The sequence below is a fragment of the Microthrixaceae bacterium genome (assembly GCA_016702505.1).
Taxonomy (GTDB): domain Bacteria; phylum Actinomycetota; class Acidimicrobiia; order Acidimicrobiales; family Iamiaceae; genus Aquihabitans.
Genome location: JADJDU010000010.1, coordinates 144,736 through 157,221, shown reverse-complemented (window position 1 = coordinate 157,221; position 12,486 = coordinate 144,736). Strand labels below are relative to the sequence as shown.

9 protein-coding genes are annotated in these 12,486 nt (G+C 67.2%); 5 read left to right on the top strand and 4 right to left on the bottom strand.

Annotated features, from left to right (window positions below; translation table 11 throughout):
- The first annotated feature begins 53 nt into the window (after positions 1-53).
- Positions 54-1,631 (top strand): sugar transferase, encoded by a 1,578-nt coding sequence (locus tag IPG97_11775; protein MBK6857195.1) that lies wholly within the window; start codon positions 54-56, stop codon positions 1,629-1,631.
- A 54-nt stretch (positions 1,632-1,685) separates the two neighbouring features.
- On the opposite strand, the gene IPG97_11770 is transcribed toward IPG97_11775, so the two are convergent.
- From IPG97_11770 to lpdA, 4 genes are all read right to left on the bottom strand, one after another.
- Positions 1,686-2,585 (bottom strand): SMP-30/gluconolactonase/LRE family protein, encoded by a 900-nt coding sequence (locus IPG97_11770; GenBank protein MBK6857194.1) that lies wholly within the window; start codon positions 2,583-2,585, stop codon positions 1,686-1,688.
- A 125-nt stretch (positions 2,586-2,710) separates the two neighbouring features.
- Entirely contained in the window at positions 2,711-4,399 is a 1,689-nt protein-coding gene (gene lipA, locus IPG97_11765) for a lipoyl synthase (protein MBK6857193.1), read from the bottom strand.
- Positions 4,400-4,410: 11 nt separating this feature from the next.
- A complete protein-coding gene (locus IPG97_11760; protein MBK6857192.1) occupies positions 4,411-5,742 on the bottom strand; it encodes a 2-oxo acid dehydrogenase subunit E2 in 1,332 nt (443 codons plus the stop codon).
- A gap of 29 nt (positions 5,743-5,771) precedes the next feature.
- Positions 5,772-7,187: a dihydrolipoyl dehydrogenase gene (gene lpdA / locus IPG97_11755; protein MBK6857191.1), complete on the bottom strand. Its 1,416-nt coding sequence runs from the start codon at positions 7,185-7,187 to the stop codon at positions 5,772-5,774.
- A 360-nt stretch (positions 7,188-7,547) separates the two neighbouring features.
- Here lpdA and IPG97_11750 point away from each other — a divergent pair, with 360 nt between their 5' ends.
- From IPG97_11750 to IPG97_11735, 4 genes are all read left to right on the top strand, one after another.
- Complete coding sequence (locus tag IPG97_11750; GenBank protein ID MBK6857190.1) at positions 7,548-8,315, top strand: decaprenylphospho-beta-D-erythro-pentofuranosid-2-ulose 2-reductase; 768 nt, start codon at positions 7,548-7,550, stop codon at positions 8,313-8,315.
- A 132-nt stretch (positions 8,316-8,447) separates the two neighbouring features.
- Positions 8,448-9,737: a nucleotide sugar dehydrogenase gene (locus tag IPG97_11745; GenBank protein ID MBK6857189.1), complete on the top strand. Its 1,290-nt coding sequence runs from the start codon at positions 8,448-8,450 to the stop codon at positions 9,735-9,737.
- 49 nt (positions 9,738-9,786) lie between these two features.
- Positions 9,787-10,722, top strand: coding sequence for a decaprenyl-phosphate phosphoribosyltransferase (locus IPG97_11740; protein MBK6857188.1), 936 nt, complete (start codon positions 9,787-9,789; stop codon positions 10,720-10,722).
- Positions 10,723-10,754: 32 nt separating this feature from the next.
- Positions 10,755-12,146, top strand: coding sequence for an FAD-binding oxidoreductase (locus IPG97_11735; protein MBK6857187.1), 1,392 nt, complete (start codon positions 10,755-10,757; stop codon positions 12,144-12,146).
- The last annotated feature ends 340 nt before the right edge of the window (positions 12,147-12,486 follow it).

The window sequence follows — 12,486 nt, the reverse complement described above, 5'->3', positions numbered from 1 at the left end:
CATGCCGCTACCCCGCGTGACTAATGATCCAGCAATCGCTACTCTGAGTGACAGTGAATGGTCCGACCGGCGCCGACCTCGACCCCAGGGTCGACGATGTTATGGACGTCACCTGCCTGCCCCCGACCGACACCACCGGCGGTTCGTCGCAGAGGGCGCAGCGATCGGACGACCCCGGGGCAGCGGTGGTCCCCGCCCGAGTGCTCGAAGCATCCCTGCCCCCGGTGGCCCGAGATCACAAGCTGCCGCGAGCCAAGGTCTGGATGGTGCTCGCCGACGCGCTAACGGTGGTGGTGGCCGCGGCCCTGGCCGCGGCGCTCCTCAACCGATGGGACCCCGAAGCCTCCGCCGCCAGCTGGGAGCTGTTCTGGGCCACGGTCGCCACCGTCCCGGTTTGGATCGCTCTCTTCTCCGGACAACGCCTGTACAACACCCGTTTCATCGGCCGCCGGATCGACGAGATCCACCGGATCGTGAACGCCACCCTCCTGGGAACGCTCAGCGTGGCCGTGGCCGCCAGCTCTGCCAACGTTCTCCTTCGCCGGTCGGGCTGGATCATGCTGGCCATCACCGCCATGGTGCTGGTCACGATCGAGCGTGAGGTCGCTCGGCAGGTCTTCACCAAGCTTCGTTCCACAGGGCGCATGACCCGGGAGGTGATCGTCGTCGGGGCCAACCCCGAAGGCCAGGACATCGCGGCCATGCTCCAGACCGAATCGTGGCTGGGTTACCGCGTCGCCGGGTTCGTAGACGAGACGTCGACCGTTTCCCAACCGGTCCCCGGTGTACCCCTGCTCGGGCGCATCGCCGACCTCCCCACGATCATGTCCCAACACCCCGATGCCAGCGTGATCGTGGCATCGAGCGGGGTCGACAGCTCCGTCACCAACCGCATGGCCCGCGATCTGCTCGACCAAGGTATCCACGTCGAGCTGTCCTCGACACTGCGAGACATCGCCTCGGAACGCCTCACCGTTAGACCGCTGGGCCGGTTCCCGGTGGTCTACGTGGAACCCGTCACCCGAGAGGGTTGGCGAGCGGGAGCCAAGCGAGCATTCGATCTGGTGGTCGGCTTGGTGACCCTGTTGGTTGCGGCTCCGGTGTTGGCGGTGGCCGCCTTGGCCATCAAACTCGACTCCCGTGGCCCGGTCCTGTTCCGCCAGGTGAGGGTGGGTCGCAACTCCGAGCCGTTCCACGTGCTCAAGCTTCGATCGATGGTGGCCGACGCCGAATCGCAACTGGCTGACGTGATCGACCTGAACGAAGCTGACGGGCCGCTGTTCAAGATGGCCGACGACCCCAGGGTCACCAGGGTCGGCCGCTTCATCCGGGCCACATCGATCGACGAACTTCCCCAGCTCTGGAACGTCGTGCGGGGAGACATGAGCCTGGTCGGCCCGCGGCCGGCACTACCACACGAGACCGAGGAATGGGACTCCCTGCTGGCCCAGCGTCTACGGGTCAAGCCCGGGATCACCGGCATGTGGCAGGTTCACGGCCGGAGCGACACCAGCTTCGAGGACTACACCAGGCTCGACCTGTACTACGTCGACAACTGGTCGCTCACCACCGACCTCGCCATCATGCTCAAGACCGTTCCCGCCGTGGTCTTCCGTCAAGGTGCTCGCTGAGGCCCCAGGTGGCTGGGCAGGTCATGCCTCCCCGCAACCAGGTCGAGCCTCCCGCTATGGCAGCCCGGCGTGGGGAACGTCCACCTCCACGGTGACCAGGCGGGCCTCCCTGGCCACCGACCGGGTGTGCTCGAAGAAGTCGGGCGCACAGCACAACAACAGCGTCGTTCCCACCGGCCCCCCGAGCTGACAGGCGTAGACACCCAGCCCGTCGGGGCCAGGGATCTCCTCGACCACCTCACCACCTGGTGCAACCCGCACCACGCGGTTGCCCAGGGCGTCAGCAGCCCAGATGTGGCCCTCGGCGTCGAGTGTGCAGCCATCGGGGGCCACCACGATCTGGGCCAACTGTTCCGCGAAGGGACCGTCTGCGGGCGGGGGCGCGAACGTGGCCCACGGCCGACGGTCGAACAGGGAACCGTCCGAGCCGATGGAGAACGAGGTGTAGCGGTTGCCGGTGGTCTCGCCGACGATCAGGGCGGAGCCGTCGGGGGTTATCACCGACCCGTTGGGGAATCGCAGGTCGGTGGCCACCACCGTCACCGTCCCGTCGGGGTCGACCCGAACCAGATCGGCGGTTGCGGGCGGACCGCCTCCCATCAGGTCGAACCCGAAGTTGCCCACGAATACGTGACCGGCGGCGTCGACCACCAGATCGTTCAAGTGCCCGGTCGCCAGACTCGACAGGTCGGCCAACTCGCTCAGCTCACCGTCGGCCAGTCGCAAGAGCCGGCGGTCCTTCATCGATGCGATGACCATTGAGCCGTCGGGCAGCCAGCCCAGGCCCGAAGGTTGGCCAGGCACCTCGACCACCACCGTCTCGGTGCCATCGATGGCGAAACGGGAGACTGTGTGGCGGTAGAAGTCAGACACCCACCAGGTTCCGTCGCGCCACCTCGGTCCTTCGAAGAATCCGCCGCCGTCGAAGAGAGTCGTGACCGTCCGCTCACCCATGGGTGGGACCGTATCGCCTGGATCCGCCGAAAGGCAGAGCCTTCCCGCGGATTTCGGTCGGTCTGATCAACCCTGCAGTGACGACGACCGGACCACCTGCTCAGGCCCGATGGCGTCCTGACCGTTCAGGTGAGCTGGCCGACCTCACCAACCGCGGACGCCGAGGCCTGCCGGGCGTGATAGCTGCTACGGGTCAACGGCGATGCCTCTATGTGGCCTATGCCCATCGCCTCGCCGACCTGCTTGAGCTCGGATAGCTCTTCGGGCGTCCACCACCGGACCACCGGGAGGTGGCTGGCCGTAGGGCGCAAGTACTGGCCGATGGTCACGATGTCCACCGCCACCCCATGGAGGTCTGCCAGCGTGTCCACCAACTCCGTCCTGCTCTCGCCCATGCCGACGATGAGGCTGGTCTTGGTGGTGAGTCCCGCGGCTTTGGCCCGGGCCAACACCGCGAGGCTTCGGGCATAGGAGGCGCTGGGGCGGGCCGCACGCTGGAGGCGGGCGACGGTCTCCAGGTTGTGGTTGAGCACGTCGGGCCGGCTGTCGAACACCACCCCGAGCGCCTCGGGGTCACCCTTCAGGTCCGAGATGAGGGTTTCGACCCGCGCCGCCGGAGTGCGGGAACGGATGGCGGCCACCGTGGCCGCCACCTGACCGGCACCGCCGTCGGCCAGGTCGTCTCGGGCCACCATGGTGAGCACCGCGTAGCTCAATCCCATCTGGGCCACGGCCTCGGCCACGTTGGATGGCTCGGCCGGATCGAGCGGCTGAGGTTTGCGGGTGTCCACCAGGCAGAAGCCGCATGCCCGGGTACACCTCTGGCCGCACAGCATGAACGTGGCCGTACCGTCGGACCAGCACTCGGAGATGTTGGGGCACCCTGCCTCCTCACACACCGTGACCAACGACAGTTCACGAACGGTCTTCTTCACCCGCATGAAATCGGGACCGTGGCCCATCGGCGCCTTCATCCACGACGGCTTGCGGTCCTGGATCGATATGCCCCCCTCCACTCCAGCCTCGGCCAACCGGCCCATCAAGCGCACCGGTGTGCCTTCCACTCGGCCGCCAACCGAGAACGGTGCCAGGTCGGAGTCCCGATGCCGCCACACCACATCCTGCCGGTCGTGACCGGCTGCACCCCACCGCTCGACGGCTCGGGCCGCCACGGCATCGACCACCTCGGCCAGGGTGGCTTCGGAGCCCTCGGCTCTCATCGACGTGACCGCCTTGTCTGAGATGCCGCACGGAACGATGTGGTCGAACATGGTGAGATCTGGATCCACGTTGAGGCCGAACCCGTGCAAGGTGCGACCCCGAACGAGCTTCACCCCGATGGCGCAGATCTTGCGAGGGCTGTCGGTACCTACCCCTACCCAAACGCCGGGGTAGCCGGGCAAGCGATCAGCGGAAACGCTCAGATCACCCAACGCGTCGATCACCAACTGCTCGACCGAGGTCACGTACGCCACCGTGTCGGGCATACCGCCCGTGCCCTTGCCCGGGAGGCTCAGGATCGGGTATCCGATCAGCTGGCCCGGACCGTGGTAGGTGACGTCGCCGCCCCGATCGGTCTCTACCAGTTCGGCGCCGACCGAGGCCGGCTCGACGAGGACGTGAGACCGGTCGGCGCGGACGCCGAGCGTGTACACGTGGGGGTGTTCGAGCAGTAGTAGGTGTTGCTCGAGACCCTCCACCGACAGACCGTGCTGGAGAGCGTGAGCGTCTCGATATCGAACCCGACCAAGCCACCGGATGTGCAACGGGCCCGAGGCCAGCCCGCGGCGAGGTGTCTCGGTGACGGTGGACATGAACGGAGGGGTCAGATCTCGCTGGACCAGTCGCGGGTCTCGATGATGTCTCGAACCCGGGCCAGGAACTGGGCGGCGTAGGCCCCGTCGAAGGCACGGTGATCCCAGCCCAAGGTCAGGTTGCCCATGGACCGAATGGCGATGGACTCGCCACCGGCTCCGTCGGTGACCACTACGGGACGGCGGCTGACGCCGTCGGTGGAGAGGATCATCACCTGAGGCTGGTTGATGACCGGCAGCAGGAAGGTCGTGCCGGTCCCACCCACGTTGGTGATGGTGACCGTTCCGCCTGAGATCTCATCGGCGGTCAGGTGACGGGCCCGAGCCCGCTCGGCCAAGTCGGCCACGTTCCGGGCGATGGCGCGGAGGCGCTGGTCTTGGACCTCGTGCACGACCGGAACGATCAGACCCTCGTGGTCGAGGTCGACCGCGACACCCAGGTTGATGCTGCCGTGGACGACGATGTGATCGGCGTCCTCGCCCATGGATGCGTTCACCAGCGGGAACTCGGCCAGGGCATCGACCAGAGCCCGGGCCACGAACGGAAGGAATGTCAACGACACGCCCTCTTCGGCCCGGAACGAGTCCTTCGTGGCTCGACGGACTCGCTCCACGGCCTCGTAATCCACCTCTGTGCTCACGTAGGCGTGGGCCGAGGTCTCCAACGAACGAACCATGTGCTCCGCGGTGATGCGTCGGATCTTGTTGAGCGCCACCGGGATGCTCGCTCCCGGTGCCACCGTGGGGATCACCTGGACCGGGCTCGCCACCGGCGGACGGGCCGGTCCGACCGAACCCGACCGCGACGGGCCTGCCGGTGCGGCCGAGCGGGCCGGGGCGGCCGACCGGAGGTGTGCCTCGACATCGGCCCTGGTGATCCTGCCCCCTACTCCGGTGCCCGTGATCGCCGAGGGATCAAGCCCGGCGTCGTCCACCAGGCGACGGACCACCGGCGAGAGCAACACACCCGCGGTAGTCGGTGCGGGGGTGGTCGGGGCTGATACCGGGGCCGGTGCCGGAGCAGGGGCGGCGGGTGCGGCGCTGGTTTCCTCGACGGGAACGGGGGCCGGCTCGGGAGTCGATGGTGCTGAGGCGCCGGCATCACCGGGTGAGTCGGCCACCACCGCCAGCTTGGTGCCGACGTCGACGGTGTCTCCCTCGGCTACCAAGATCTCGACCAGGAAGCCCGACACTGGCGACGGCACCTCGGAGTCGACCTTGTCGGTCGACACCTCGAACAGCGGCTCATCCTCGGCAACGGGATCTCCGATGGCCTTGAACCACCGGGTGATGGTTCCTTCGGTGACGCTCTCGCCGAGTTGTGGGAGCTCGATGTCGGCCATGAACGGCTCGCTTTCTGGTGTTGGGGAGATCAGGAGTTGAGGCTGCGACCGGTCAAGGAGAGCACGGTCTCACCGAAGCTCTCCGACAGGGACGGGTGCGGTTGGATGAAGTGGGCGATGTCGTCGACGGTGGCTTCCCAGTTCACGGCCAGATATCCCTGACCGAGTTGCTCGGTGACCCACGGCCCGGACATGTGCACCCCCAGCACCCGGCCCGGTGTGCCGTCGGGCAGCTTCTCGGCGATCACCTTCACGACGCCTTCGGTGTCTCCGATGATCAACGCCCGGCTGTTGCCGGCCCAGCGGTGCTTGGATACGACCACGTCGAACCCGGCGTCTCGAGCCGCCTGTTCGGAGAGGCCCACGAATGCGACCTCGGGTTGGCAGTAGATGCACCACGCCACCTTCGAGTAATCCACCGGCACGGCCAGCTCGCCGAGGAGCTGCTTGATCACGAGGATCGCTTCGGCGTATCCGACGTGGGCCAGCCCTGGCGTTGCCACCAGGTCGCCCACGGCCCACACGCCCTCGACCGAGGTCCGGCACAGCTCGTCGACCTGGACGAATCCACGGTCGTCGACGACTACCCCCGAGCCTTCCAAGCCCAGGCTCTCCGAAAGTGGCCGCCGACCGACCGACACGATCACGGCGTCGACCTCGAGTGGATCGGATCCCTCGATGGCCAGAGCGGTTCCGGTCCCGTTGGGGGTGTGGCCGTTCACCTTCACCCCTGTGCGGACGTCTATTCCCCGCCCCTTGAACGAGCGCAACACGGTGGCCACCACGTCCTTGTCCACCCCGGGGAGGATCTGGGGCAACGCCTCGAGAATGGTGACCTCGCTTCCGAGGTCGGCGAGCATCGAGGCGAACTCGCACCCGATAGCACCGCCGCCGATCACGGCCACCCGCTGGGGCCGGTCGGTGAGCTCGAACACCTCGTCGGAGGTCAAGATCGGACCTCCAACCTCGAAACCGGGGATGGTGCGAGGGACCGATCCCGCGGCGAGGATCACCGCATCGGCGGTCAGGGTGGCGACGTCGCCCGCTGAGCCGGTGACGGTCACCGACCGATCAGCGCTCAGGGTGCCGGTACCGGCGAAGACACTGACCTTGCGGTGCTTGAGCAACCCGGACAAGCCGTTGAACAACCCGTCTACCACCTGGGTCTTGCGGGCGATCGTGGTTCCCCACCGAAGCGTCGGCGCTCCGACCTCGACGCCGAAGTCTCCGGCGTGGGCGACGGACCGGTAGACGTGGGCGGTCTCGAGCAACTCCTTGGCCGGTATGCAGCCACGGTGGAGGCAGGTGCCTCCGACCTTGTCCTTCTCCACCACCGCCACGTTCAGCCCGGCAGAAGCGGCGTAGAGGGCGGCGCCGTAACCGGCGGGGCCGCCGCCGATGACGATCAGGTCGAAGTGGTTGTCGGTGCCGGCGGGGTCGGTCACGGGGTTCCTCTCATTCGGGCCGGCCCGGGGGCGGGTCAGAGAGAGGCCCAGGAGTTCACCCAGGGACCGGCGCAGCTCCTCGACAACCCTACCGACCCAGCGCGGCCAGCCCGAACGCCGGACCCCGTTGAACCTCGACGAGCGTCGATCACCTCCGCTCAGGGACCCGGGGCCGATCAGATCATCATGAGCTGAACGGTGAAGGCCAACAGGATGGCCACGCCGCACAACAGGGCGGCGGCGATCAGCTTTCGGGTGCTCATGGGGCTGCCAGCGTACCGGGATCGAACCAGGACCTACAGTTCGGGTCCCCAATCGCCTGCGCCGAATCCCCGGCCGACATCTCTCGGAGTGACACCCATGCGAGACGCCCTCGGCGCCGTGCAGTCAGTTCTGGTCCTGGGAGGCGGCTCCGACATCGCGGCCGCCACCTGTGAACTGCTGGCCCAGGAGCGCTGCCGAACCGTGATCCTGGCTGGGCGCAGCGCCGAACGGATGACAGCCAACGCCGAACGAATCCGGTCCGCGGGGGCAACCACCGTCGAACTGATCGACTTCGATGCGTCAGCCCCTGAGACCCACGCCGAGGTCATCGACGGCGCGTTCTCGTCCCACCCCGATCTCGACGTCGTCATCATTGCCTTCGGCGTGCTCGGCGATCAGGCCGAGCTGGACCGGAACCCGGCCGCGGCAGCCGAACTGGCCTCGACCAACTACGCGGGGGCGGTGTCGACTGGCATCGCAGTGGCCGACCACCTCCGCCAACAGGCCCACGGCACCCTGGTGTTCCTGTCCTCGGTGGCGGGGGAACGGGTCCGGGCCGACAACTTCGTGTACGGCTCCACCAAGGCGGGCCTCGACGCCTTCGCCCAAGGGTTGGGTGATTCGCTGAGCGGGTCAGGCGCCTCGGTGATGGTCGTACGTCCCGGGTTCGTCCGCACCTCGATGACCTCACACCTCGACGACGGGCCGATGGCCACCACCGCGCAAGCGGTGGCCGCCGACATCGTCAAGGGCCTTCGTAGCGGCGCCCACACCGTTTGGTCTCCGGCCAAGCTGCGCTACGTGTTCACGGTGCTACGCCATCTTCCTCGCCCGTTGTGGCGGAGGGTCGCAGCCGCCCGCTGAGGCCATCGCCAGGCCTCGGCCATCCGCCGACCAGCCATCACCCGCTAGCGTTCGCTAGCCCGACAGGCGATCTCATCGCCTGTCGCTATTGACGCAGCGAATGCCTCGCTCAAGCAGCCATGGAGAACCGGCATGCAGGCCACTGAGAACACCGCCAACAACCCCGAGCGGGTGATAATCGTCGGTCAGGGCTACGTAGGTCTCCCCCTTGCCGTGCGAGCCGCGGAGCAGGGTTATGACGTCATCGGTTTCGACGTGGACAAGGCCAAGATCGATCTCCTGGCCGCCGGGACGTCCTACATCGAAGACATCCCCAGCTCCAGGCTTGGTGCAGTGGTGGCCAGCGGCAACTACCGCGCCAGCTCGGACCCCGCCGATCTGGCCGGATTCGACATCGCGGTGATCTCGGTCCCCACCCCGCTGCGGGAGGGCCTTCCCGACCTCACCTTCATCGAGTCCTCGGCCGCGGTGTTGGGCAGCCACCTCAAAGCGGGTGCGTGCGTCGTGTTGGAGTCCACCACCTACCCGGGAACGACAGAGGAGCTGGTGGCCCCGATCCTGGAGGAGGCCAGCGGCCTGACCGCCGGCGACGACTTCCAACTCGGCTACAGCCCCGAGCGGATCGATCCGGGCAACGCCACCTACACGCTCGAGACCACTCCCAAGGTCGTGTCCGGAATAGACGCCGCCAGCCTGGCCCGCGTCCAGGGCTTCTACGACAAGATCGTCACCCGCACCGTCCCGGTTCGGTCCCCGAAGGAAGCAGAGCTCACCAAGCTGCTGGAGAACACCTTCCGCCACGTCAACATCGCTCTGGTCAACGAGCTGGCCATGTTCGCCCGTGATCTGGGGATCGACATCTGGGAAGCGATCGACGCGGCCGAGAGCAAGCCGTTCGGTTTCATGGCGTTCCGACCCGGGCCTGGGGTGGGCGGACACTGCCTTCCGATCGATCCTTCGTACCTGTCGTGGCGGGTCAAGCGCTCGTTGGGCCAGACCTTCCGCTTCGTGGAGCTGGCGAACGAGATCAACGAGCACATGCCTGATTACGTGATCCGTCGCCTGGTCAGCGCGCTCAACTCTCGGGAGTTGCCAGTCAAGGGCCGCCGGATCCTGGTGCTGGGGCTCGCCTACAAGAAGAACACCGGAGACGACCGTGAGTCGCCGAGTACCAGGGTCATCGAGCTCCTGACCCAGCTCGAAGCCAACGTCGCGGTAGCCGACCCCCATGTCGACCCGGCCCGCAGCCACGCGGCCCGGGGGGCCGAGATCGTCGAGCTCACCGCCGACGAGGTGGCCCGCGCCGATGCCATCGTGGTGCTGGTCGACCACGACGACTTCGACTTGGACCTGGTCCGCAACCACCCGTTGGTGCTCGACACCAGGAACTGCCTGGAAGGCCCAGGCGTAGAGGTCCTCTGATCTCCACGAGAAGAGCTGACCGCTCCACCAGGTCCCTTAGGCTCCGCCCATGACCAGCCAGCAGGTTGGCGCGGCGACGCCCGACTCACCACCGGCACCTCACAAGCCTCGGTCGTTCCCCGCCGCGGTGTTGGTCGGCGCCCGACCCAAGCAGTGGGTCAAGAACGCGTTGGTTTTCGCGGCCCCGGGCGCGGCGGGGGTTCTGGACCAGGGCCAGGCTTTGCTGCAGAGCATCGGGGCCTTCGTCTGCTTCTGCTTGGCCTCGGCGGGCACCTACTTCTTGAACGATGCCTCCGATGTGGATGCAGACCGGGCCCATCCCACCAAGCGGAACCGTCCCATCGCCGCCGGAGAGATAGGCGTGACCACGGCGCGGGTGCTGGCGGTGGTGCTGATCGTGGCGGGTGTGGCTGGTTCAGCGCTGATCGATTGGCACCTCTCGGTGGTGGTGGCCAGCTACGTGGCTCTGACCACTTCCTACAGCGTGTGGCTGAAGCACGTAGCTGTGGCCGATGTGGTTGCGGTTGCCGCTGGCTTCGTGCTCCGCGCCATCGCCGGCGCCACCGCCACCGGCGTGCCGATCTCCAACTGGTTCTTCATCGTGGCCTCGTTCGGCTCGCTGTTCATGGTGGTGGCCAAGCGACGGGCCGAGGTGGAAGCGCTCGGTGAGGCAGCGGCTAGCACCCGCCGCACCCTGGGCACGTACTCGCTCGCCTACCTCAGCCATCTCCAAACGGCTTCCATGGCCGTCGTGTTGGTCGGTTACTGCCTGTGGGCATTCGAGAAGGCGGCGTTGGCCGACAGCGGCCTTCCCTGGTTCCAACTCTCCATCGTTCCGTTCGCTCTGGCCGTCCTCCGCTACTCACTGCTGGTCGACACCGGCCATGGTGGGGCTCCGGAAGAGGTGGTGATGGGTGACCGGACGTTGCAAGGGTTCGGGGCGTTCTGGTTCGTGGTGTTCGCGGCCGGGGTGTACTGGCCGTGATCAATGACGAGCTCGACAGCAACGAATCCGACATGAACCAGGCCGAAGCCGGGCAAACGTCCACAAGCGCTCTCACCGGGTGGGGTTCCACCAGCCCCACCCCGGCGGTGCTACGCCACCCGACCACCATCGATGAGCTCGCGTCGTGCCTCGACCACGCTGGGCCTGTTGGTGGCCGGGGGATCATCGCCCGAGGCATGGGTCGCTCCTATGGGGACCCAGCCCAAAATGCGGGTGGTCTGGTCGTGGATACCACTGCGGTGTCTGGCATCCACCACCTCGACCTCGAGAACGGGCTGGTGACCGCCGATGCCGGGACCAGCCTCCACGATCTGATGCGATGGCTGGTCCCGTTGGGCTGGTTCGTCCCGGTCACCCCCGGAACCCGCCAGGTGACGGTGGGTGGAGCCATTGCCTCAGACATCCACGGCAAGAACCACCACCGGGTGGGTTCGTGGTGCAACGCAGTTCGAGAACTGACGCTCCTCACCCCAGCACAGGGCCAGGTCCGGGTCAGCGCCAACGAGCACTCCGACCTGTTCTGGGCCACCGCGGGCGGAATGGGGCTGACCGGCCTCATCCTCGACGCCACCATCGAGCTGCATCGCATCGAAACCGCGTACCTCGCCGTCGACACCGACCGCACCGCAGACCTCGACGCCACCCTCGATCTGATGGAGTCAGGCGACGACGCCTACGACTATTCGGTGGCCTGGATCGACATCATGGCGCGAGGTTCAGCCATGGGGAGATCCATCCTCACCCGTGGAGGTTTCGCCGCACGCTCACAGCTCGATGGTCGCCGTGGGCGTGACCCGCTGCGGTTCACGTCGGGCACGGTCGCCACTTGGCCTGCCAGGCCGGCGATTCGGCTGGTGAACCCCGCCACGATCCGGTCGTTCAACGAAGCCTGGTACCGCAAGGCCCCCAAGCGGCAACGCGACCACATCCAGACCATCAGCCAGTTCTTCCACCCATTGGACATGGTCCACCACTGGAACCGGGTCTACGGCCGCTCGGGCTTCCTCCAATGGCAATGCGCGGTTCCCCTCGATGCCACCGACGATCTGCGATGGATCATCGCCCGGCTCGCCGAGTCCGGGTGTAGCTCGTTCCTGAACGTTCTAAAGCGGTTCGGGCCCGGCAACGACGGGCCATTGTCGTTCCCGATGGCGGGCTGGACCCTGGCGATCGACGTGCCCACCGCCGGACTTCCCGGGCTGGCCACCCTTCTGGACCGACTCGACGAACGGGTCGTCGAGGTGGGCGGCCGCCTCTACCTGGCCAAGGACAGCCGCATGGCGCCCGAGCTGTTGGCGCCGATGTACCCCCGCCTGGACGAATGGCGAAAGGTCCGCGATCACGCCGATCCGGACCGCCTGTTCACCAGCGACATGGCCCGTCGCCTCGGTCTCCACGGCTGACCGCGACCCTTTCAGCGACACCGCGGCCCTCTAGGCTTTCAAATCACCCGGCCGCGGACACGCCCGCCTCGACGAGGCACTGCGTCGACGGGATTCCCCCCGCTGTCCCACCCGGACCACGAACTGCCCCGCAACCGAACGCCCCGTGCCGCCCAAAGCCGTGTCTGAGCTCACTTCCGAAGACCACACTCCAGTCGAGTCGGACGACTCAGCGTCAACCCCTGCGCTCTCTGCGGAGGAAACCGACGCTGACCTGCCCATGTATCCGACCGATCCAACCGAGGTCGCCGAACCGGCCGAAGCTGCCGAACCGGCCGTCGTTGGGGAACCGGCCGACGTC